Genomic DNA, 21649 nt, shown 5'->3' on the forward strand with positions numbered 1-21649 from the left:
TGCCGAGACTGATCGCGTTCCCGGAACGGCTGCCGGCGAGCTGTGCCGGCCCGGTGCGCGACCCGACATAGACGCCAGTATACTTCGCCCCGCGGGCCTTCAGATTGGCGCTGATGGCGCGCGTCACCACGACAAGACCACGGCAATTGCCGTCAAGCGACAATGAACTCGAGGTCGCATCGGAATTGAAGGTGCAGGACACATTCACCGTCGGTGCGTCGGTGGTGACCTTGACTGTCCCCTTGCCGGAGAAATTCCCTTGCAAGGAGCTGAGAAAATTCGCCTCGTCGGCATCGGCCGTGGCGCTTGCAGTTACCAGGCAGCCGGCTAGCAGAAACCGCGCGAATGATTTCATCGGAATCTCTCCCCCGTTGATGTTGAAGAAACGATGCGTCCAGCAATTGGCCAATACCGGGAACCAACGCCTGCCGTTGCGTCAGGTTCCACTTCCAGCATGGCTGTTTTGCAACGGGTCTGGCCCAGTCGAATGCGTCGCCTAACGGTTGCGATAGAAGTCCCGGCTTGCGACATAGCGCCTATGGCACCTTCCCCATCGATCCCCAAAGCCGCGTTCTGGATGGCGCTGTCGATCGCCTCGTTTCTGGCGATGTCAGTCGCCGGCCGCGCAACCACCGCCGAGCTCAACGTCTTCCAGGTGCTGGAACTGCGCTCGGTGATCGGCTTCTTCATCCTGTTGCCGCTGGTGATGATGAGCGGCGGATTCGCTGCAATGCGCACGCAGCGCCCGTTGGCCCATATCGCTCGCAATGTCATCCACTATACGGGCCAGGCCGCATGGCTCTATGCGCTGACACTGATCCCGCTTGCGGTGCTCATATCGGTCGAATTCACCACGCCGATCTGGACCGCGATCCTGGCGGTGGCGTTTCTTGGCGAAAGGCTCTCCCGCCCGAAAATTGCGGCGGTCGTGCTTGGCCTGATCGGCGTGGTGGTCATCGTTCGCCCCGGCGTCGGCTCCATGGATCCGGGTCACCTCGTCGTTCTCGGCGCGGCCGTGTGCTTTGGCGTATCGGTGGTGTTGGTCAAGTCGCTGACCCGCACGGACAGCGTCGTGCGCATCATCTTCTGGATGCTGATCATCCAGTCAGTGGTCGGCCTGATCCCGGCGCTTTATGAATGGCGCAACCCACCGCTCGAACTCTGGCCATGGATCCTGCTGATTGCCTTCACCGGCATGTCGTCGCATTTCTGCATGGCGCGTGCCCTCACCTATGCCGACGCTACGGTGATTTCACCGATGGATTTCCTGCGCGTGCCACTGTCGGCGCTGATCGGCTGGCTGCTCTACAGCGAACAGATCGACATCTTTACAGCCGGCGGCGCCCTGCTGATCCTGATGGGCAATCTGCTCAACCTGCAGCGCAAGGCGCCAAAGCCGGCTGAGGCCGCGGCCTCGTAGCGGTCGGTCAATTCCCCTCATCCGGTATGTTGAGAAGATGCCCGCAGGCCTTGCAGTGCACGGCGTCCGGCTCATGCCGTTGCAGTCCGCATTGCGGACAGGGAAAGAACACCTTGGCGGGTCGAAAAATCGCCGTCGCCAGTCTGACGAACAGCGAGATGCCGATGATCATAGTGACGATCGCGGTCAGCTTGCCGGCTATGCCCGGCAGCACGATGTCGCCGAAACCGGTCGTCGTCACCGTGGCGACGGTGAAATAAAGCGCATCAATGTAGTTTTCGAGGCCGGCGCCGGTGCGAAAGAAGAAGGTGTAGACGAAGCCGGTGATGACGAACAGGAACGTCAACAGGTTGATGACCGCGTGGCTCGCCTCGCGCCAAGGCCTTAAGCCACGCATTTCGAAATGCCGCCACAGCGACCCGCTGCGCGACAGCGACCACAGCCGCAGGATGCGCAGGAACGCCAGATTTGCCAACGCCGTCGGCATCAGCAGCGTCAAAAGGATGAAGACATCGACCCAGGATGTCGGCTGTTTCATCAGCCGCAACATGTCGTTGGAGGCTAACAGCCGGGCAATCAGGTCGGCGGCGACCAACGCCGCGACGGTATAGTCGAGCCACAGGAATGACGGCTTGTCCTGGAGCACCGGCGTGGCAACGAAGAAGGCGATGATGGCGAGGTCGATGATGACCGCCGCCAGTTGAAACCGGAACGCCGCCGGCGTGCGTCCGTGATAGAGCTTGCGCAGCCTGTCACGCAGCCGCGCCATGGCAGAGCTTTGCTGCAATCCGTCCTTCTCGGCTGCTTTCATCACCAAGTGCCTAACGGTCCCAGCCGGGGCCGTCTAGAGCATGATCCCAAAAAGTGGGTGGCGGTTTTCGAAAAAGATCATGCTCCAACAAAGGGTTAGATCATGATGAGATTTCAACCGAATCTCATCATGATCTAGTGGCCCCGGTGATCGTCAGCCCTCCACCACCTTGCCGTCCGGCCCCACGAGGCGCCAGGCCGAGGCGGTGTCGTAGACGAACCGCTCCTCCGCAATCCGGTCACCACGCCAGCGCTGCAGGGCCACCTCTTCCAGCCGGCGCACGGTGCCGGCCTTGTCGATACGGTCGAAGGTCCAGCGGATGGCGACATTGTCGCCATCGACCAGGAATGTCTGGACAGGATGGGTGTGCATCTTCTCGATCCGGTCGAGTGCTGCCTGCTCATGCGCCATCAGTGTTTCCTTGCCGCGCCGCGGGACGCCGAGATTTTCCTGCATGGTGGCATCGTCATGGTAGAAGTCGGCGATCGCCTTGACGTGGCTGCCTTCGACCACCTCCTTGAGGAAGGCTTCGACGCGTTCGCGGCTGGGCATGATTGTGCGTTCCTGTGAAGTTTCTGCTCAACGCATGTGGTTCAAAGGAAGGTCAGTTCAACCACGCCCCGCACGCTGGCCCTATCGGCTGCAATGTCAGGCCCAGAGCATTCTTAGGCCGTCATGCACTGGCCGACGTCGATGCGACTGCCGTGTATATCAGGGCAGCCTAGACGAGCTCGACTTCGACCACCCCCGGCACCGCGCGCATGGCCGACGCGATCTGCGGCGAGATGCGGTAGCGATTGGGCAATTCGATCTCGATCTCACCTTGCCCGGCCTCCTTGATCAGCACGAAGCTGACCTGGCCCTCGCCCTTCACCGCAAGCTGGCCGGCCAGCATGCCGATCGGAGCCGCATCGCGCACGAAGATGCGCAGCGCCTTCTGGATGCGGCTGGCCTCATCCTCCAGCGACTGCACCGTCTGGATGCGCAGATTGACCCCTTCGGGCCTATCCTCGGCCGAAACGGTGATCACCACCGAACGTCCAGGCTCGAGCAGATCGCGATACTGCGCCAACCCTTCCGAAAACAGCACGGCTTCATACTGGCCAGAAGTGTCGGAAAAGGCGATGACGCCCATCTTGTTGCCGGTGCGGGTCTTGCGTTCCTGCTTGGTGGTGACCGTGCCGGCCAGCCGGCCGGCGGCGGCGCCACGCTTGACCGCGGCCGAGAACTCTCCCCAGTTCTGCACCCGCATCTTCTGCAGGGCCGCCTTGTACTCGTCGAGCGGATGCGCCGAGAGATAGAAGCCGACGACCTGGAATTCGCGGTGCAGCCGGTCGGCGGCAAGCCACGGATCGGTCTGCGGCAAATTGAGCGCCTGCTGCTGCGCGCCGAGCGACGCGCCGAAAATGTCGTGCTGGCCCGAAATGGCATTCTGCTGCGCCAGCGAAGCCAGCCCCATCATCCGTTCGACGCCGGCCATCATCTGGGCGCGGTCGTGGCCGAAGCAGTCGAGCGCGCCGGCCATGATCAGGCTTTCGAAGACGCGCTTGCCGACGATCTTGGGATCGACCCTTTCACAGAAATCGGCGAGATTCTTGAACGGCTTTTCGCCGCGCATGGCGACGATGTGCTCGACCGCAGCGTCGCCGACGCCCTTGAGGGCCGCCAGCGAATAGTAAATGCGGTTCTCGCCGACCTCGAAATTGCGGAAGCTGGTCATCACCGACGGCGCCACCACCTCGATGCCGAGACGCAGCGCATCCTGGCGGAAATCGGCGAGTTTGTCGGTATTGCCCATGTCGAGCGTCATCGACGCCGCCAGGAACTCGACGGGGTAATGCGCCTTGAGATAGGCGGTCTGGTAGGACACGACGGCGTAGGCGGCCGCGTGCGATTTGTTGAAGCCGTAGTCGGCGAACTTGGCCAGAAGGTCGAAGATGAAGTCGGCCTGCGGCTTGCCGACGCCGCGTTCGACCGCACCGGTGACGAAGCGCTCGCGCTGCTTGTCCATTTCGGCGCGGATCTTCTTGCCCATCGCGCGACGCAGCAGATCGGCTTCGCCGAGCGAATAGCCCGACAGTTCCTGCGCGATCTGCATCACCTGTTCCTGGTAGACGATGACGCCTTGCGTCTCCTTCACCAGATGGTCGATCTTGGGATGGATCGATGCCATCTCCTCTTCGCCATGCTTTCTGGCGTTGTAGGTCGGGATGTTCTCCATCGGGCCGGGACGGTAGAGCGCCACCAGCGCGATGATGTCCTCGATGCAGTCGGGCCGCATGCCGATCAGCGCCTTGCGCATGCCGGCACTTTCCACCTGGAACACACCGACCACTTCGCCGCGCGACAGCATGGCGTAGGTTTCAGGATCGTCGAGCGGGATCGTCGCCAGGTCGATCTCGATGCCGCGCCGGCGGATCAGCTTCACCGCCGTCTCCAGCACGGTCAGCGTCTTCAGGCCGAGGAAGTCGAACTTCACCAGCCCGGCCTGTTCGACATATTTCATGTTGAACTGGGTGACCGGCATGTCGGAGCGCGGATCGCGGTACATCGGCACCAGTTCCGACAAGGGCCGGTCGCCGATGACGATGCCGGCGGCGTGCGTCGAAGCGTGGCGGTAGAGCCCTTCCAGCTTTTGCGCCATATCGAGCAGCGTCTGCACGATTGGCTCCTTCTCGGCCTCCTCGGCAAAGCGCGGCTCGTTGGCGATGGCATCCGCCAGCTTGACCGGATTGGCCGGGTTCTGCGGCACCATTTTGGAGAGCTTGTCGACTTGGCCGTAAGGCATTTGCAGCACGCGGCCGACGTCGCGCAGCACCGCGCGCGCCTGCAGCGTACCGAAGGTGATGATTTGTCCCACCTGGTCGCGGCCATATTTCTGCTGGACGTAGCGGATGACCTCTTCGCGCCGGTCCTGGCAGAAGTCGATGTCGAAGTCGGGCATCGACACGCGGTCGGGGTTGAGGAAGCGCTCGAACAGCAGCGAGAAGCGCAGCGGATCGATATCGGTGATGGTGGTGGAATAAGCGACCAGCGATCCCGCGCCAGAACCGCGGCCCGGCCCGACCGGAATGCCTTGCGCCTTCGCCCATTTGATGAAGTCGGCCACGATCAGGAAGTAACCGGGAAATTTCATCTTCTCGATGATGGAGAGCTCGAAATCGAGCCGCTCGCGGTATTGTTCGACCGTGTAGCCGGCGGTGGGTCCATGCGCCGCCAGCCGGGCGTCGAGACCTTCATGGGCCTGCCGGCGCAGTTCATCGGCCTCGGCCTTCAGCGCCACCTCATTGTCGGCCACATCGCCGCCGGTAAAGCGCGGCAGGATCGGGTTGCGGGTCTTGGGATAGTAGGAACAGCGCAGGGCGATCTCGACGGTGTTGTCGATCGCCTCAGGCAGGTCGGCAAACAGCCTTGCCATATCGGCCTGGCTGCGCAGGAAATTGTCCGATGTCAGGCGGCGGCGGTTGTCGGCGGCAACGACCGACCCTTCGGCAATGGCGATCAGCGCATCATGCGCGTCATAGTCGTCGCGGGCGGCGAAGAACGCCTCATTGGTGGCGACCAGCGGCAGATCATGGGTATAGGCAAGATCGACCGATGATTTCTCGATGGCGCGGTCATAGCCGGAAACGCGGTCCAGTTCGACATAGAGCCGGTCGCCGAACAGCGCCTTGAGTGCCAGAAGCCGCGTCTCGGCAAGATCTCGGCGATCCTCCTTCAGCGCCCGGCCGATCGGGCCGCGCGGCCCGCCGCTGAGGCAGATCAGGCCATCGCTATGGCCTTCCAGCATTGCTGACGTCAGATGTACGGGCTCGCCCGGCGGCGTCTCCAGATAGACCTGGCTGACCAGCCTGACGAGGTTGCTATAGCCAACCTCGGTGGCGGCGAGCAGCACCACGGCGTTCATCTCCGGCCCGTGGCGGCGGCGGTCGCGCTGTGCGTCACTGGTCTCGCCGGAAAAGGCGAGATCGATCTGGCAGCCGATAATCGGCTGGATGCCTTCCTTCACCGCCTTCTGGGCGAACTCAAGCGCGCCGAACAGATTGTTTGTGTCGGTGACGGCGATTGCCGGGCACTCGTCCTTGACGGCATGACCGACAACGGCGGCGACCTGCAAGGCTCCCTCGAGCAGCGAATACGCCGAATGCACGCGCAGATGGATGAACCGCCGCGCCGGTGCCTCAGGGCGCGCAGCAGCGAGCGCTGCTTCGCGCTTCAGGGGATCGCGTGGAAGTTTGTCATCCGCCATGATGTATCAAATTGCTCGAAGGGCTTTGAGTCGATGGAGATGTATTGTCCCGGACCGGGCGATGCCAGTCCAGCACAAATGACCACCGACCACAGGCTTCCGTACCCAGCCGCACGGCTCAGAGATTGTTCGAAATTCGCTCTGGCGAGTCATATGATGGTGGTTTCGAGAACCGGAGCGCAGCGGCCATTGGTCCGTGAGCACGGGAAGCGCAGAAACCGCCTTCAGATGGCCGCCGGAGTAGAATTTCCAAACAATCTCTAGGCGAACTCCATGATCACCGCATCCACAGCCAGGCTGTCACCCGGCTTGGCGTTGAGCTTCGACACGACAAGATCGCGGTCGGCGCGCAACACGTTTTCCATCTTCATCGCCTCGACCACGGCCAGCGTCTCGCCGGCCTTGACCTCCTGCCCCTCGGCAACCGCGATCGACACCACCAGGCCCGGCATCGGGCAAAGCAGCATCTTGGACGTGTCCGGCGCCACCTTTTCCGGCATCAGCCTTTCCAGTTCAGCCGTTCGCGGCAGCATGGCGCGCGCCGTCACCGACATGCCCTTCCAGGCGATGCGCAGGCCGTTCGGCAGCGGCCTGATCTGCGCCGTGACCTTGCGGGCACCGACAGTGCCGCGCCAGATGAGGTCGCCCGGCCGCCAGTCGGACGCCACGGTCAGCGCTTTGCCGCCATCGACCGACAGATCGATTTCCATCGGAATGGAGATCATGCCCTCGATGATCGAAGCCTGGAGATAGTCGTCGCCGAGCTTCACCACCCAATCGCGCTTGAGTGCGCCCGAATGCGGCGCCAGCCGCCCGCCCAGCCGGTCAAGCCGATCGCGGCGCAGAAGCTCGACCGCGGTGGCGATCGCCGCCAGCACTGCCTTTTCATCGCCATTGGGCACGATCGGCGCGAAGCCGTCAGGATATTCCTCGGCGATGAAGCCCGTCGATATCCGCCCCTCGCGCCAGCGCGGATGCTGCATCAGCGCCGCCAGGAACGGGATGTTGTGCTCGATGCCGTCGACGACGAAACTGTCCAGCGCTTCCGACATGGCATCGATGGCCTCGATACGCGTGGGCGCCCAGGTGCAGAGTTTTGCCACCATCGGATCATAGAACATCGAAATCTCGGAGCCTTCGGTGACGCCGGTGTCGTTGCGGATGACGACATCGCCGAACGTGCCCTCCTCCGGCGGCCGGTAGCGCGTCAACCGGCCGATCGAGGGCAGGAAATTGCGATAGGGATCCTCGGCATAGAGCCGGCTTTCCACCGCCCAGCCGTTCAGCGTGACGTCGCTCTGCTTGATGCCGAGCTTTTCGCCGGCGGCGACGCGGATCATCTGCTCGACCAGGTCGATGCCGGTAACAAGCTCCGTCACCGGATGCTCGACCTGCAATCGTGTATTCATTTCAAGGAAATAGAAGTTCTTTTCAGCATCGACGATGAACTCGACGGTGCCGGCGCTCTGGTAGTCGACCGCCTTGGCTAGCGCCACGGCCTGCTCGCCCATCGCCTTGCGCGTCCTGGCATCGAGGAATGGCGACGGCGCCTCTTCCGCCACCTTCTGGTTCCGACGCTGGATCGAGCATTCGCGCTCGCCGAGATAGAGGGCGGTGCCATGCGCGTCGGCCAGCACCTGGATTTCGATATGACGCGGATCGACGACGAACTTTTCGATGAAGACGCGGTCGTCGCCGAACGAGCTTTTCGCCTCCGAGCGCGCCCGGTCGAAGCCGTCGCGCACTTCCGACTGGCTCCAGGCAATGCGCATGCCTTTACCGCCGCCGCCGGCCGAGGCCTTGATCATCACGGGATAACCGATCTCGCCGGCGATCTTTTCGGCATGGTCGGCATTTTCGATGACACCAAGCCAGCCGGGAACCGTCGACACCTCAGCGGCCTTGGCGAACTTCTTCGATTCGATCTTGTCGCCCATCGCCTTGATAGCCTTGGGTTTCGGACCGATGAAGACAATGCCCTCAGCCTCAAGCGCTTCGCAGAAGGCGGCCCGCTCCGACAGAAAACCGTAGCCGGGATGCACGGCCTGCGCGCCCGTCTCCTTGCAGGCAGCGATGATCTTTTCAGGCAGAAGATAGCTTTGCGCGGCAGGCGATGGCCCGATATGCACGGCTTCGTCGGCCATTTCGACGTGCACGGCGTCGCGATCGGCGTCGGAATAGACCGCTACGGTGGCAATCCCCATCCTGCGCGCCGTCTTGATGACGCGGCAAGCAATCTCGCCGCGATTGGCGATCAGGATTTTCGTGAACATCGAAGGCGTTTCCTCGGTCTTTCGTCCTTCTTATGGGCTTCGGCAGCCGGGCTCAAGCACCGCCGGCAGCGCACCCATCAAGACACTCCCTGCCCGCCAGGGCCGTGCCGAGGGGCGAAGGTTGGGCTCGCCGACGACTGGGCCAAGATTTGCGCCATATTTGGTCGCCAAATCGGGTTGAAACAGTATAAAAACCCTGAAAGCCTGAAGACCAATCGCCTTGGGAGGAATTGCCTAATGAAAACCCGCGCCGCTGTCGCTGTCGCCGCCGGAAAGCCGTTGGAAATCATGGAGGTCGACCTCGACGGACCGCGCGAAGGCGAGGTGCTGGTCGAGATCAAGGCGACCGGCATCTGCCACACCGACGAGTTCACCCTGTCGGGCGCCGATCCCGAAGGCCTGTTTCCGGCAATCCTCGGCCATGAAGGCGCTGGCGTTGTCGTCGATGTCGGCAAGGGCGTCACCTCGGTCAAGAAGGGCGACCACGTCATCCCGCTCTACACGCCGGAATGCCGGCAGTGCCCATCCTGCCTGTCGCGCAAGACCAATTTGTGCACCGCCATCCGCGCCACGCAGGGCCAAGGCTTGATGCCCGATGGCTCCTCGCGCTTCTCGATCGGCAAGGACAAGATCTTCCACTATATGGGCTGCTCGACCTTCTCCAATTTCACCGTTTTGCCCGAGATCGCCGTCGCCAAGGTCAACCCGGACGCGCCCTTCGACAAAATCTGCTACATTGGTTGCGGCGTCACCACCGGCATCGGCGCGGTCATCAACACCGCGAAGGTCGAGCAAGGCGCGACTGCTGTCGTCTTTGGTCTCGGTGGCATCGGCCTCAACGTCATCCAGGGCCTGAAGCTCGCCGGCGCTGACATGATCATCGGTGTCGACCTCAACAACGACAAGAAGGCATGGGGCGAGCGCTTCGGCATGACGCATTTCGTCAATCCGAAGGAGATCGACGGCGACATCGTTCCTCACCTCGTCAACTTGACCAAGCGCGGCGCCGACCAGATCGGCGGCGCCGACTACACATTCGACTGCACCGGCAACACCAAGGTGATGCGCCAGGCGCTGGAAGCCTCGCATCGCGGCTGGGGCAAGTCGGTCGTCATCGGCGTGGCCGGCGCCGGCCAGGAGATTTCGACCCGGCCGTTCCAGCTGGTCACCGGCCGCACCTGGATGGGCACCGCCTTCGGCGGCGCACGCGGCCGCACCGACGTGCCAAAAATCGTCGACTGGTACATGGACGGCAAGATCCAGATCGACCCGATGATCACCCATTTGCTGAAGCTGGAAGACATCAACAAGGGCTTCGACCTTATGCATGAGGGCAAGTCGATCAGGAGCGTCGTCGTTTACTAAGTGCGATCAGCAAAAGTGGCGCCCGGTTTTGCGTCCGATCGCACACCAAACGGAGGAAGAACAAGCCGCCGACCGAAGGGCCAGCGACTGAAGTTGCACAGGTTCAACAAGGGAGGAAGACAATGCCTGAGAAACTGCATCCCAAAATCGACAATGGCTTGCCAAAGGAGAGCGCAAGCTTTGCCGGCGGCACGCTGGTCTGCGCCTGCACCAGCAAGCCGGTGAAGGTGACGGTCAAGGGCCAGATCGCCCACAACCATGCCTGCGGCTGCACCAAATGCTGGAAGCCTGACGGCGCGGTGTTCTCGGTCGTGGCCGTAGCCGGCACCGGCGATGTCACAGTCACCGAAAACGGCGACAAGCTGAAAGTGGTCGACCCCTCGGCACTTATCCAGCGTCACGCCTGCACCGGCTGCGGTGTCCATATGCACGGACCGGTCGAGCGCGACCATCCGTTCAAAGGTCTGTCCTTCATCCATCCCGAGCGCTTCCAGGAAGACGGCTGGTCACCGCCGGGCTTCACCGCTTTCGTTTCGTCGATCATCGAATCCGGTGTCGACCCCAAGCGCATGGACGGCATCCGCGGCCAGTTGAAGTCGATGGGCCTCGAGCCCTATGACTGTCTCAACCCCGGCCTGATGGATTACATTGCCACCTGGACGGCGAAGAAGTCGGGCGCGCGGCCGGCCTGACAGTACGAGATTTCTGGCATGGGGCCGGGTAACATGCCGGCCCCATGTCCGTTTTGGAGAGATAATGCCGGCACCCGCCATCTACGTCGACGCCGACGCCTGCCCGGTGAAAGCCGAGGTCGAGAAGGTCGCCGAGCGCCATGGCGTGGTCGTCACCTACGTCTCCAATGGCGGGCTGCGTCCGTCGCGCGATCCGATGATTCGCAACGTCGTCGTCTCTAAAAGCGCCGATGCCGCTGACGATTGGATCGTCGAGAACGCAAAACCCAACGACATCGTGATCACCGCCGACATCCCGCTTGCCGCTCGCACCGTGGCGCTCGGCGCGCATGTGCTTGGGCCAACCGGCCGGCCGTTCACGCCGGAGACCATCGGCATGGCGGTTGCAATGCGCGATTTGAAGCAGCATCTGCGCGAAACCGGCGAGAGCAAGGGCTACAATGCCAGCTTTGCGCCACAGGATCGCTCGCGTTTCCTGGGTGAGCTCGACCGTATCTTGCGGCGGGCTCTGAAATCCGTCACACCCGACCAGACGTGAAGCATCATCCGAGGTCGGGCTATGGCCGACACATCGCCGAATAACCCCTTGCAGCGGCACAAGCAGTTCTTTGTGTCGCTAGCCGTCGGTCTGGTCGTATTTGCCGCGGTATTGCCTTTGATTGGATCGCTCCCCGTCTCCACGCGGCTTGCTTATTCGATCTCGATTGCCGCCGATTCCTTCTTCGTCGTCTTCATCGCGCTCGTCATCGCCAAGATGCCGCTGCTGTCCGGCCGCTATCTCAGCAAGAACGCGCGCGAACTGGACCTCCCAGTGCTGGGCATCTTTGCCATCACGCTCGGCATCGTCGCCATGGCCATTGTCCTGCTGTTCCTTTTGATCAATCACAAGGATCGCGACCCCATCGAACTCGGCTTCGCCATGCTGTCGATCCCGCTTGGCTGGTTCACCATCCATGCCATGGCCGCCCTCCACTATGCGCATGTCTACTGGATGGACGGCGACGCGATCGATGCCGAAACCAAGAAGAAGATACCGGTCGGCGGCCTCGATTTTCCCGGCAGCAAACGGCCGGACGGTTGGGACTTTCTCTATTTCGCGACGGTGATCGGCATGACCGCGCAGACCGCCGACACCGCGATCACGACCTCGCATATGCGCCGCGTGGTGCTTGTCCATTCGATCCTGTCGTTCTTCTTCAACGCCGTCATCGTCGCCGCCGTCGTCAATCTCGCGGTGAGCCTCGGCAATTGAGTATCCGTGCCCGCGATAAACCCGTGCCCGTAATAAAAACGTGACCGCATGAAACATCGCTTTCGATAGCGACGTATTGGGAGGACAAGGACGAGCGCGGCCATCCCAGGATCGCGCAGCCGGAGGCGAGGAAAAGATGGAAACCATTACCATGAGTCAGCCCGGCGCAGGCGTCGATGCCGCCTCAACGAAGGATGCGACGCTGATCTACCGGCAATCGCGCTGGACCCGCCTGACGCACTGGCTGTGGGCGATCTCGCTGTTCTTCTTGCTTTTATCCGGCCTGCAGATCTTCAATGCCCGGCCGCAGCTCTACATCGGCAAGCAATCCGGCTTCGAGTACAACAACACCGTCTTTGCCATCGGCGCCGAAAACACCGCCACCGGCCCGCGCGGCTATACCGAAATCTTCGGCCATCGCTTCGACACCACAGGCGTGCTCGGCTGGTCGGGCCCGGCCCGGCAGCAAACGTCGCGTGCCTTCCCGTCCTGGGCGACAATCCCGTCCTATTACGATCTCGGCACCGCCCGCGTTGTGCATTTCTTCTTCGCCTGGATACTGACAACCACCTTGGTCGTCTGGCTGGTCGCCAGCCTGGTCAACGGCCATCTGCGCCGCGATCTGGCGCCGCGCCTTGACGATCTCAAGCGGCTGCCGCAGGACATCATCGAGCACGCCAAGCTCAGGTTCCACCACACACGCGAATACAACACGCTGCAGAAAATGGCCTATGGCGGCGTACTGTTCGTGCTGTTGCCACTCATGATCATCACCGGCCTTGCCATGTCGCCGAGCATGAACTCGGTGCTGCCCTGGCTCAACGAACTGCTCGGCGGAAGGCAGACGGCGCGCACCATCCATTTCACGGTGATGGTGCTGCTGGTCGGCTTTTTCATCGTCCATATGATGATGATCCTCGCCGCCGGCCCGATCAACGAACTGCGCTCGATCATCACCGGCTGGTACCGCACCGATCCGCCAAGGCATGGCGACACCGAGAGGAGTGCGTGAGATGGCCAAATTCCAGATCAGCCGCCGAAAGTTCCTGACGGGCGCCGGCCTCGGCGTTTCCGGCATCATGTTGTCGGGCTGCGATGCCTTCGACAGCCAGCTCGGCATGGGCGACGGCCTGCGCAGTTTCCTCGAAAACGCCAATGGCCTGACCTACCGCGCGCAACGCTGGCTTGCCGGCCGCGATGCTCTGGCGCCGGAATTCACCGAGGCCGACATCCGCCAGCCGCAGCGGCCGAACGGCGTCACCGCGCCCGACGATGACACCTACAAGGGCCTGCTCGCCAACAATTTCGCCGACTGGCGGCTGGAGGTAACGGGCCTGGTCGAAAAGCCGCTGTCGCTCAGCCGCGAGCAGTTGGAGAACATGCCGAGCCGCACGCAGATCACCCGCCACGACTGTGTCGAAGGCTGGAGCTGCATCGCCAAATGGACCGGCACCCCGCTGTCGCTGGTGCTCGACCAGGCTGTGGTCAAGCCGCAGGCCCGCTATGTCATGTTCCACTGCCTCGATACGATCGATCGCAGCCTCTCCGGGGAAATCAAATATTACGGCACCATCGACCTGATCGATGCCCGCCACCCGCAGACGATCCTCGCCTACGGCCTCAACGGCAAGCCGCTGCCGGTCGAAAACGGCGCGCCGCTGCGCGTGCGCGTCGAACGACAGCTCGGCTACAAGATGCCGAAGTATCTCTACAAGATCGAGCTCGTCGACAGTTTTGCCAATATCGGCGGCGGCCGCGGCGGCTATTGGGAAGACAATGGCTATGACTGGTATGGCGGGATTTGATGGCCTCGCATTCTGACCGAGCACGATCTGACTCCGACCGAACCGAGCTTGCCTGAGGAAGCCGGTTTCGATCGCGTGGCCGAACTTGGCGATTGGCCTGAAGACACTCCAATATCGTCCTCTGCAAAACGGTCGCAGAAAACGGCGCGGCTTAAGCAACCTTGTCGAGCAGTGGCTTGAGCGCCGGATGTATCTCCGGCGAGGCGAGTTTGATCAGCGTCAGCAGCGCGCGTTCATTGTCACGCAGCGGGCGGTCGGTGCCGATGCGATCGGCCAGCCATTTCGCCTCGCTGGCGTCGATCGTCTCGGCGCGGCGCGCGAGTGCCTCGGCGGCACGGTTCTTCGACTCCCATTCGGCCTCGATATCGCCGGGCGAACGATAGGCTTCCATGATGCCGGCCAGTCCGCCCGACACCATGCGGCTGAAGAAGCCACCAATTTCGGGCTCGACCTGGTCCAAGAAACTGTCACGACGCAGCGCCACATCGCGCGTCGGCGCTTCGTAGCCGGCCGAACACATGACGAAATTGGCGAGCGCCTTGACGAACAGGTCGTTCCAGGACGGGTCGTTGTGGGTCGCTGCGGTCTGCTCGTTGATCTGGAACAGCACCTCGGCCTCAACCCGTGTGATGGCGATGTTACCGTCGCCGCCATAGGCATGGAGAATGCGGCGCAACAGATCGACCTCTGCCTTGGCGACCAGCCCGGGAACCAGCGCGCCGCCGAGCATCAGTGGTCCCTTGCCGTCGACCACCGCGTTGGCGACCTGCTCGAGCGCATAGGCGGAGAGCCGGCCGGGCGATGATTTCGCCCTTTCCAGCACATGCACCAGCAGCTCCAGTTCGGTCACACTGTCGACCATTCCGTCGCGCGAGATGGTCTGGATCAGCCAACCGGCATTGTCTTCAGAGATATAGCCTGCCGGCTTTTCCTGGTGGACGATGTAGTCGGTAACGGCCTCGACGAAGAATTCAGGCCATTGCGGACATTTGTCCGTCGCTGTCGCATCGAGCGCGAACAGTGCTTCAGCCTCGCCGCGCGTCACCACGCCGTCGGCGAACACTTCGCGACGCAGCATGACGACATCTTCCGCCGTGATGCGGTCCTTCGAGGCCAGCCCCGCCACCGGCGCGCTCCCGATCCGTTCGCCCATCTGTCAATCCCCATCCGCCGTGCCCAACGCAATTGCGGCCAAACCGTCAGCCCAGAATATCGCCATTGTCTTGAAAAACCGGCAAACGGCGTGGTTAGCGAAGACTGTAAAGACGCCGCGCTTTACGTGTCGCTGGCAGGTGACAAGGTGTCGCCGACAAGCTATGGATGGCGCGTCGAGGGCTTAAGTTTTGAGTCCTACCTGTTTGCGGGAGAGAGCAGCGCGAGCTGCCGCCGAAGGGGAAATCGCCCGAAATCTCTCAGGCAAAAGAACCGTAGACGGGAAAGACACTCTGGAAAGTCGGGGCTTGCCCCCGCGCCGAAGGTGTAAGCGTCGCCGACAGAGTTCCGGTTGCGCGAGTCTCTCAGGCTTCAGACAGAGGGGCACGGACTGGTCGCCAGCAGCGGCCGATTGCGTGCGACTCTGGAGATGACATGACGGGCGACGACACCAAACACCTTCCTCTCGAAGATCTGCACACCGCCGCCGGCGCACGCTTTGGCGCCTTTGCGGGCTGGTCGATGCCGCTGACCTTTCCGGCCGGCGTGATGAAGGAGCACCTTCACACCCGCGAACATGCCGGCCTGTTCGACATTTCGCATATGAAGCTGTTCGAGATCAGCGGACCGGGCGCTGCGGCACTGCTCAACCGCGCCAGTCCGCTCGATGCCGGCGCGCTTGAGATTTCACAGTCCAAATATACCTTCTTCCTCAACGAGGCCGCCGGGATCATCGACGATCTGATCGTCACCCGGCTCGGCGCCGAGCGCTTCATGGTGGTCGCCAACGCCGGGAATGCGGTCGAGGACGAGAAGCATTTGCGTGCGCTGGCGACCGATTTCGACGTGAAGGTCGATGCGCTCGATCGCGTCTTCCTGGCGATCCAGGGGCCCGAAGCCTGGGCTGCCTTGTCCCGCGCCGGCATCGAGACCGGCTCGCTCTTGTTCATGCATGGCATCGAGCCGAAGCAAAACTGGTTCATGAGCCGCTCCGGCTACACCGGCGAGGACGGCTTCGAGATCGGCCTGCCGGAGGCGGATGCGCGCGCTCTGGCCACGAAACTGATCGAGGACGAGCGTGTGTTGTGGATCGGCCTTGCTGCCCGCGACTCGCTGCGGTTGGAGGCCGGCCTGTGCCTGCACGGCCAGGACATCACGCCGGAGATCGATCCGGCGAGTGCCGGCCTGATGTGGGCGATCCCCAAAGATCTCCGCGCCGGCGGGTCCTTCATCGGCGCCGATGCGCTGCGGTCCATCCTGGAGCGCGGGCCGTCGCAAAAGCGCGTCGGCCTGAAGCCGGACGGCCGCCAGCCGGTGCGCGCCGGCGCTGCTTTGTTCGATGCCGACGGCGATCCGGCCGGCTACGTGACATCAGGCGGCTTCGGCCCGTCGGCCGGCCATCCCGTCGCCATGGGCTATGTGTCAACGGCCTTGGCCAAGCCGGGCACGAAACTGTTCGCCGACGTTCGCGGGACGAAAATCCCGGTCGATATCAGTTCCTTGCCCTTCACTCCTCATCGCTACCGCAAAGGATAATTCCGATGGCAAAAACCTATTTCACACAAGATCACGAATGGCTGAGCGTCGAGGGAGGCATCGCCACCGTCGGGATAACCGACTATGCGCAGGAACAGCTTGGCGATCTCGTCTTCGTCGAACTGCCTCAAATCGGCACCAAACTCAGTAAGGGCGACACCGCCGTGGTCGTCGAATCCGTCAAGGCGGCATCCGATGTTTATGCGCCGGTTGATGGCGAGATCACCGACGCCAACGGCGCGCTGTCCTCGGACCCGTCGCTGGTCAACTCCGCTGCGACCGGCGACGGCTGGCTGTGGAAGATGATGCTCGCCGACGAAGGCCAACTCGCAGGCCTCATGGATGAGGCCGCCTACAAAGCCCATATCGGTTGATATCAGGACCTATTGCCATGAGCGCAGCACTTACCCCCTTCTCGGCCCGCCACATCGGTCCTGATGTAAACGATGTCAGAGCCATGCTTGCCGTGATCGGCGTTCCCTCTGTCGAGACGCTGATCAGCCAGGCTGTGCCGCAGTCGATCCGCCTCGATCTGCCGCTGACCCTTCCCGCGCCGGCGAGCGAAGCCGAAGCGCTGGCCGAATTGTCGGCGATCATGGCAAAAAACACGGTGCTGAAGAGCTTCATCGGCGCCGGCTATCACGGCGTCCACGTGCCGCCGGTCATCCAGCGCAACCTGTTCGAGAACTCGGCCTGGTACACCGCCTATACGCCCTACCAGGCCGAGATCAGCCAGGGCCGCCTGGAAATGCTGTTCAACTTCCAGACCCTGGTCACCGAATTGACCGGCCTGCCGGTGGCTTCGGCTTCCCTGCTCGACGAAGCGACGGCGGTGGCCGAAGCGGTCGGCATCGCGCTGCGCCATCATCGCGACAAGCGCACCAAGGTAGCGCTGGCCGGCACGCCGCATCCGCAGACGCTGGACGTCGTGCGCACCCGCGCCGAGCCGCTCGGCATCGAGATCGATGGCGAGACCATCGACGACAACACCGCCGCCCTGCTGGTCTCCTGGCCGGACACGTTTGGCGTCTATGGCGACCACAAGGGGGCGATCGAGAAGGCTCGCGCCACCGGCGCCGTGGTCGTCTTCATCGCCGATCCGCTTGGTCTCACGCTGACCGACGCGCCGGCCAGGCTTGGCGCCGACATCGCCGTCGGCGCGATGCAGCGCTTTGGCGTGCCGATGGGCTTTGGCGGCCCGCACGCCGCCTATTGCGCCGTCTCCGACAAGCTGACCCGGCTGATGCCCGGCCGCCTCGTCGGGCAGTCGATAGACAGCAAAGGCCGTCCCGGCTATCGCCTCGCCCTGCAGACGCGCGAACAGCATATCCGCCGCGACAAGGCGACCTCCAACATCTGCACCGCGCAGGCGCTGCTTGCCAACATGGCGACCGCATACGCGATCTGGCACGGGCCCACTGGTTTGCAGGCGATCGCAGCCCGAATTCATGAGCTCGCCAACGGCCTCGCAGCAGGCCTGAAAACCGCTGGTGTTTCCGTGCTCGGCTCAAGCCGTTTCGACACGGTGACGGCCGAAGTGAAGGGCAAGGCAGCTTCGATCGCCGCTGCCGCTGAAAAAGGTGGCCGGCTGCTGCGCGTCGTCGATGCCGACCGCATCGGCATCGCCTTCGACGAAACCTCGACCGAGGCGGATCTCGAGGCTATCGCCGCCCTGTTCGGCGCCAAGTCCGGCGCTACTGAGGCCGGCGCGATGCCCGGCAAGCCGCGCGGCAAGGAGTTTCTGACCCAGCCGGTTTTCCGCGAAAACCACTCCGAGACCGACATGATGCGCCTGCTGCGCAGGCTAGCCGACAAGGATTTGGCGCTCGACCGCACCATGATCCCGTTGGGCTCCTGCACCATGAAGCTCAACGCGGCGGCCGAAATGATGCCGGTCAGCTGGCCTGTTGTCGCCAACCTCCATCCCTTCGCGCCGGCCAGCCATTCGGCCGGCTATCGCGCCATGGTCGGCGAGCTGGAAGGCTGGCTGGCGGAGATCACCGGCTTCGACGCCGTCAGCCTGCAGCCCAATGCCGGCAGCCAAGGCGAATATGCCGGCCTGCTCGCCATCCGCGCCTTTCACCGTTCGCGTGGCGAAGGCCATCGCACCATCTGCCTGATCCCCCAGTCCGCGCATGGCACCAATCCCGCGAGTGCGGCGATGGCCGGCATGAGCGTCGTCGTCGTGCGTTGCCTGGAGGACGGCAATATCGACATGGACGATATGCGGGCCAAGGCCAACGAGCATTCGAAGAATCTCGCAGCCCTGATGTTCACCTATCCCTCGACGCACGGCGTCTACGAAGAAGGCGCGCGCCACCTGTGCGCTCTCATTCACGAGCATGGCGGCCAGGTCTATTTCGACGGCGCCAACCTTAACGCCCTGGTTGCTTTGGCGCGGCCCGCCGATATCGGCGCCGATGTCTGCCACATGAACCTGCACAAGACCTTCTGCATCCCGCATGGCGGCGGCGGTCCGGGCGTCGGTCCGATCGGCGTCAGGGCGCATCTGAAACCCTATCTGCCGGGTCATGTCACCGAAGATTCGGCGCATGCCGTGTCCGCTGCCCCGTTCGGCAGCGCTTCCATCCTGCCGATCACCTGGATGTACATCCGCATGATGGGCGCCGCCGGCCTGAAGCAGGCGACGGAGACGGCGATCATCTCGGCCAATTATGTGGCGACGCGGCTCGCGCCGCACTTCCCGCTTCTCTACAAAGGCAGGCACGATCGCATCGCGCATGAATGCATCCTCGACACGCGCGTGCTCAAGGAGAGCGCTGGCATCAGCGTCGACGATATCGCCAAGCGGCTGATCGATTACGGTTTTCACGCGCCGACCATGTCGTTCCCTGTCGCCGGCACGCTGATGGTCGAGCCGACCGAATCCGAGCCCAAGCGCGAACTCGACCGGTTCTGCGAGGCGATGATCGCCATTGCCGGCGAGGCAGCGAAAGTGGCGAAGGGTGAATGGCCGCTCGAGGACAACCCGCTGGTCAATGCCCCGCACACGGCGGCCGAAACCCTTGCCGGCCAGTGGACCCACCCCTATTCGCGGCTGGAAGCGGCCTACCCCGCCGGCGATGTCGATACAGCGGCCAAATACTGGCCGCCGGTCTCGCGCATCGACAATGTCGCCGGCGACCGCAACCTCGTCTGCTCCTGCCCGCCGCTGTCGGAATATCTCGGCGCCGCCGAATAACACTCTGGCCTGTCAGGCTGAGCGCAGGGCCGGTCCGTCGGCTTTGCCGTTGAGGACAAGCACGCGATTTCGCCCGGCGTTCTTGGCCGCGTAGAGCGCCCGGTCGGCCTCGGCCAGCACTTCATCCAGGCTGCTGCCGTCTTCCTTGCCAAAGCCAATGCCGCCGCTGACGCTGCTGCGCAACGGCCCGCGCGGCGTCGGCACCACTTCCGTGCCGAAGGCGACGCCGGTCCTGCTGGCGAAATCGTAGGCCTTGTCTTCGGTCATCCGAGACATGACCAACGCGAACTCCTCGCCGCCCAGCCGGAAGGCGTCGACGCCAACCCTGTCATACTTCTTGATGACTGGGGCGAAACGGCAGAGCACCCGATGCCGACGGGATGGCCATAGACATCGTTGGTTCGCTTGAAGTGGTCGAGGTCGAACATGGCGACCGACATGAACGGGCCGAAGACGCGCTCGCGATAGAGCGAGTTCAAAGCCCGCCGGTTCATCAGACCGGTCAACGGGTCGGTCAGGGTCTCGGCCTTCAGTTCGATCTGTGCCTGCAGATGATGCAGCGACAGCGTCAGCGCGCCGAGAGCCGTCATGCAGGCGACCGCCACGACCGAATTCAACCGCTCGGCCCAATTGTCGGGTGCGACGCCGAGCACCCACTGGCCCTTGACCAGAAGCACGGCGCCGCAGAGCCCGAAGGATACGCCGCAGACGCCGCTTAGCGCCGAAAAGACCAGCAGAATGCCGCGATCCTGACCGCCCTTGATCCAGAACATCACCCCGATCGAGGCGAGCAGCACTGTTACCGTCGTATAGGTGAGGATGAAGCCGACACCATCGAAACCGAGATAGGTCACGCCGGCGCAGACAGCGATCGCGAGCATGGCCGGCAGGACAGCGCGGCTGTAATTGCGCACACCAAGATATTGCATGGCCGAAAGTGAAAGCGCCAGGAAACCGAGGCTGAGCAGCGCCAACGCTGCCTGACAAAGCAACGGACTGGGCTCCCTCGTGTAGCGCCAGAAGACGATGACGTGGGCGACAAGGACGAGAATGCCGCACGCCACCGTCAGCACGAAGCGTCCACGCGGCGCCGTGAACCAGATCACAAACATGGTGACGCTCAGGCATGTGCCCGACAGCGCAGCCGCCAGCAATAGCGAACTGAAATCCAGCATGGATGAGCGGCAACCTTTGGGATCATCGATTTGTGGCGCATCATAGGCATGCAACCGGCCGGAGATACCGTTTTCGGCCGGTTTTCAAAGCAAGCTGCCGACAGGGTTTACAAAGCGTCGACTGCCGTCCCGCGAAGCTCGGCACGCGAGTGTCCCTAGTCTCAGCCCTTGTTGAGCAGCGCCAGATTGGCGTTGATCACGCTCGGGTCGGCCATTCCGGCCCTTGCTTCCATGAGCAGCGCCCTCGCCTTCTTCTTGTTGCCGCGCAGCAGCTGCGAATAGCCCATATTGTTGACAATCTGCGGCTTGCGCCCGGCAACCTTCAAAAGCTGGTCGTAGGCGCGGTCGGCGAAGTCGAAGCGGCCGAGTTCGTCATAGGAGGCGGCAAGCCCCATCCATCCCTCGGCACTGTCGGCCTTCAGTTCCACGGCCTTGCGGAAATGCTGTTCGGCAAGGCCGTAATTGGCCTCGCGGAACTGCGCCTTGCCTTGCGCAAGGTCGGAGGTGCTGACGTCTTTTGCCACCGGTTGGATCGATGTGGTCTTGGTCTTGTCGACGTTGTCGGTCGTGCAGCCGCCGACCATCAAGACCGCCGCTAGCGCGGCCATTGCCGTGAAACTTCTGTGACGCATGCCCCTGGCCCCAATCGCCCGATTTACCGGGTCGTTCTCTGAGGAAGCAGACTACAACAGGGCGATTAAACTTCAGTGCGGAAAC

The 21649-nt window shown here is 62.9% G+C and carries 19 protein-coding genes and 1 riboswitch; of the genes, 10 read left to right on the forward strand and 9 right to left on the reverse strand.

Annotated elements, in window-relative coordinates:
* Window positions 1-355, reverse strand: a 355-nt coding sequence (locus tag NKJ80_RS14090) for a hypothetical protein (protein WP_352497754.1), incomplete at its 3' end; no start/stop codon positions are given.
* Window positions 356-538: 183 nt separating this feature from the next.
* On the opposite strand from NKJ80_RS14090, the gene NKJ80_RS14095 reads away from it, so the two are divergent.
* On the forward strand, window positions 539-1420 hold the full coding sequence (locus NKJ80_RS14095) for a DMT family transporter (RefSeq protein ID WP_352444074.1): 882 nt from the start codon (window positions 539-541) through the stop codon (window positions 1418-1420).
* Between the two features lie 7 nt (window positions 1421-1427).
* Here the strand turns inward: NKJ80_RS14095 and NKJ80_RS14100 are convergent, their stop codons facing one another.
* The 4 genes from NKJ80_RS14100 to NKJ80_RS14115 all read right to left on the reverse strand — a co-directional run bounded on the left by NKJ80_RS14100 (window position 1428) and on the right by NKJ80_RS14115 (window position 8753).
* Entirely contained in the window at window positions 1428-2231 is an 804-nt protein-coding gene (locus NKJ80_RS14100) for a potassium channel family protein (RefSeq protein ID WP_352497755.1), read from the reverse strand.
* A gap of 153 nt (window positions 2232-2384) precedes the next feature.
* Window positions 2385-2783 (reverse strand): nuclear transport factor 2 family protein, encoded by a 399-nt coding sequence (locus NKJ80_RS14105; protein ID WP_023710634.1) that lies wholly within the window; start codon window positions 2781-2783, stop codon window positions 2385-2387.
* A 169-nt stretch (window positions 2784-2952) separates the two neighbouring features.
* Entirely contained in the window at window positions 2953-6480 is a 3528-nt protein-coding gene (gene dnaE, locus NKJ80_RS14110) for a DNA polymerase III subunit alpha (protein ID WP_023695435.1), read from the reverse strand.
* Between the two features lie 260 nt (window positions 6481-6740).
* Window positions 6741-8753 (reverse strand): acetyl-CoA carboxylase biotin carboxylase subunit, encoded by a 2013-nt coding sequence (locus tag NKJ80_RS14115; protein ID WP_352497756.1) that lies wholly within the window; start codon window positions 8751-8753, stop codon window positions 6741-6743.
* 237 nt (window positions 8754-8990) lie between these two features.
* Here NKJ80_RS14115 and NKJ80_RS14120 point away from each other — a divergent pair, with 237 nt between their 5' ends.
* The 6 genes from NKJ80_RS14120 to NKJ80_RS14145 all read left to right on the forward strand — a co-directional run bounded on the left by NKJ80_RS14120 (window position 8991) and on the right by NKJ80_RS14145 (window position 13867).
* Window positions 8991-10118, forward strand: coding sequence for an S-(hydroxymethyl)glutathione dehydrogenase/class III alcohol dehydrogenase (locus NKJ80_RS14120; RefSeq protein ID WP_023681583.1), 1128 nt, complete (start codon window positions 8991-8993; stop codon window positions 10116-10118).
* Between the two features lie 122 nt (window positions 10119-10240).
* Entirely contained in the window at window positions 10241-10810 is a 570-nt protein-coding gene (gene gfa, locus NKJ80_RS14125) for an S-(hydroxymethyl)glutathione synthase (protein WP_023710637.1), read from the forward strand.
* A 64-nt stretch (window positions 10811-10874) separates the two neighbouring features.
* Window positions 10875-11348, forward strand: a complete 474-nt coding sequence (locus NKJ80_RS14130) for a YaiI/YqxD family protein (RefSeq protein WP_023695438.1) — start codon at window positions 10875-10877, stop codon at window positions 11346-11348.
* A gap of 21 nt (window positions 11349-11369) precedes the next feature.
* On the forward strand, window positions 11370-12062 hold the full coding sequence (locus NKJ80_RS14135) for a DUF1345 domain-containing protein (RefSeq protein ID WP_023688301.1): 693 nt from the start codon (window positions 11370-11372) through the stop codon (window positions 12060-12062).
* A gap of 136 nt (window positions 12063-12198) precedes the next feature.
* Window positions 12199-13074 carry a cytochrome b/b6 domain-containing protein gene (locus NKJ80_RS14140; RefSeq protein WP_023691148.1) on the forward strand — a complete coding sequence of 292 codons (876 nt, stop codon included), beginning with the start codon at window positions 12199-12201 and terminating at the stop codon, window positions 13072-13074.
* Window position 13075: 1 nt separating this feature from the next.
* A complete protein-coding gene (locus tag NKJ80_RS14145) occupies window positions 13076-13867 on the forward strand; it encodes a molybdopterin-binding protein (RefSeq protein WP_023681588.1) in 792 nt (263 codons plus the stop codon).
* A gap of 151 nt (window positions 13868-14018) precedes the next feature.
* On the opposite strand, the gene NKJ80_RS14150 is transcribed toward NKJ80_RS14145, so the two are convergent.
* Entirely contained in the window at window positions 14019-15020 is a 1002-nt protein-coding gene (locus NKJ80_RS14150) for a hypothetical protein (RefSeq protein ID WP_023751525.1), read from the reverse strand.
* Between the two features lie 198 nt (window positions 15021-15218).
* A riboswitch (glycine riboswitch) is annotated at window positions 15219-15305 on the forward strand.
* 149 nt (window positions 15306-15454) lie between these two features.
* Between NKJ80_RS14150 and gcvT the strand changes: the two genes are divergently transcribed.
* Genes gcvT through gcvP form a run of 3 tightly spaced genes read left to right on the forward strand, consistent with a single transcriptional unit; the run spans window position 15455 to window position 19757 of the window.
* The gene (gene gcvT, locus NKJ80_RS14155) at window positions 15455-16555 is read left to right on the forward strand and encodes a glycine cleavage system aminomethyltransferase GcvT (RefSeq protein WP_023828674.1); all 1101 of its coding nucleotides are present in this window, start codon (window positions 15455-15457) and stop codon (window positions 16553-16555) included.
* A 5-nt stretch (window positions 16556-16560) separates the two neighbouring features.
* On the forward strand, window positions 16561-16929 hold the full coding sequence (gcvH, locus tag NKJ80_RS14160) for a glycine cleavage system protein GcvH (RefSeq protein ID WP_023725711.1): 369 nt from the start codon (window positions 16561-16563) through the stop codon (window positions 16927-16929).
* Window positions 16930-16946: 17 nt separating this feature from the next.
* The gene (gene gcvP, locus NKJ80_RS14165; protein ID WP_352497757.1) at window positions 16947-19757 is read left to right on the forward strand and encodes an aminomethyl-transferring glycine dehydrogenase; all 2811 of its coding nucleotides are present in this window, start codon (window positions 16947-16949) and stop codon (window positions 19755-19757) included.
* Between the two features lie 12 nt (window positions 19758-19769).
* Here the strand turns inward: gcvP and NKJ80_RS14170 are convergent, their stop codons facing one another.
* From NKJ80_RS14170 to NKJ80_RS14180, 3 genes are all read right to left on the reverse strand, one after another.
* Window positions 19770-20123 (reverse strand): GGDEF domain-containing protein, encoded by a 354-nt coding sequence (locus tag NKJ80_RS14170; RefSeq protein ID WP_280791131.1) that lies wholly within the window; start codon window positions 20121-20123, stop codon window positions 19770-19772.
* Complete coding sequence (locus tag NKJ80_RS14175; protein WP_280791130.1) at window positions 20021-20932, reverse strand: GGDEF domain-containing protein; 912 nt, start codon at window positions 20930-20932, stop codon at window positions 20021-20023. Before NKJ80_RS14175 ends, NKJ80_RS14170 begins: the two co-directional genes overlap by 103 nt.
* Window positions 20933-21093: 161 nt before the next feature.
* Complete coding sequence (locus tag NKJ80_RS14180) at window positions 21094-21564, reverse strand: hypothetical protein (protein ID WP_023667596.1); 471 nt, start codon at window positions 21562-21564, stop codon at window positions 21094-21096.
* Window positions 21565-21649: the final 85 nt, after the last annotated feature.

The sequence above is a fragment of the Mesorhizobium sp. M0030 genome (genome assembly GCF_040323695.1).
Classification (GTDB): domain Bacteria; phylum Pseudomonadota; class Alphaproteobacteria; order Rhizobiales; family Rhizobiaceae; genus Mesorhizobium.

Bases quoted from the DNA above. Each gene is read 5' to 3' on its own strand.
- NKJ80_RS14095 (WP_352444074.1), top strand. From the start codon at position 539: ATGGCACCTTCCCCATCGATCCCCAAAGCCGCGTTCTGGATGGCGCTG.
- NKJ80_RS14145 (WP_023681588.1), top strand. From the start codon at position 13,076: ATGGCCAAATTCCAGATCAGCCGCCGAAAGTTCCTGACGGGCGCCGGC.
- NKJ80_RS14105 (WP_023710634.1), bottom strand. From the start codon at position 2,783: ATGCCCAGCCGCGAACGCGTCGAAGCCTTCCTCAAGGAGGTGGTCGAA.
- NKJ80_RS14180 (WP_023667596.1), bottom strand. From the start codon at position 21,564: ATGCGTCACAGAAGTTTCACGGCAATGGCCGCGCTAGCGGCGGTCTTG.
- NKJ80_RS14120 (WP_023681583.1), top strand. From the start codon at position 8,991: ATGAAAACCCGCGCCGCTGTCGCTGTCGCCGCCGGAAAGCCGTTGGAA.
- gcvH (WP_023725711.1), top strand. From the start codon at position 16,561: ATGGCAAAAACCTATTTCACACAAGATCACGAATGGCTGAGCGTCGAG.
- gfa (WP_023710637.1), top strand. From the start codon at position 10,241: ATGCCTGAGAAACTGCATCCCAAAATCGACAATGGCTTGCCAAAGGAG.
- NKJ80_RS14140 (WP_023691148.1), top strand. From the start codon at position 12,199: ATGGAAACCATTACCATGAGTCAGCCCGGCGCAGGCGTCGATGCCGCC.
- NKJ80_RS14135 (WP_023688301.1), top strand. From the start codon at position 11,370: ATGGCCGACACATCGCCGAATAACCCCTTGCAGCGGCACAAGCAGTTC.
- gcvP (WP_352497757.1), top strand. From the start codon at position 16,947: ATGAGCGCAGCACTTACCCCCTTCTCGGCCCGCCACATCGGTCCTGAT.
- NKJ80_RS14150 (WP_023751525.1), bottom strand. From the start codon at position 15,020: ATGGGCGAACGGATCGGGAGCGCGCCGGTGGCGGGGCTGGCCTCGAAG.
- NKJ80_RS14175 (WP_280791130.1), bottom strand. From the start codon at position 20,932: ATGCTGGATTTCAGTTCGCTATTGCTGGCGGCTGCGCTGTCGGGCACA.
- gcvT (WP_023828674.1), top strand. From the start codon at position 15,455: ATGACGGGCGACGACACCAAACACCTTCCTCTCGAAGATCTGCACACC.
- NKJ80_RS14130 (WP_023695438.1), top strand. From the start codon at position 10,875: ATGCCGGCACCCGCCATCTACGTCGACGCCGACGCCTGCCCGGTGAAA.
- dnaE (WP_023695435.1), bottom strand. From the start codon at position 6,480: ATGGCGGATGACAAACTTCCACGCGATCCCCTGAAGCGCGAAGCAGCG.
- NKJ80_RS14100 (WP_352497755.1), bottom strand. From the start codon at position 2,231: ATGAAAGCAGCCGAGAAGGACGGATTGCAGCAAAGCTCTGCCATGGCG.
- NKJ80_RS14115 (WP_352497756.1), bottom strand. From the start codon at position 8,753: ATGTTCACGAAAATCCTGATCGCCAATCGCGGCGAGATTGCTTGCCGC.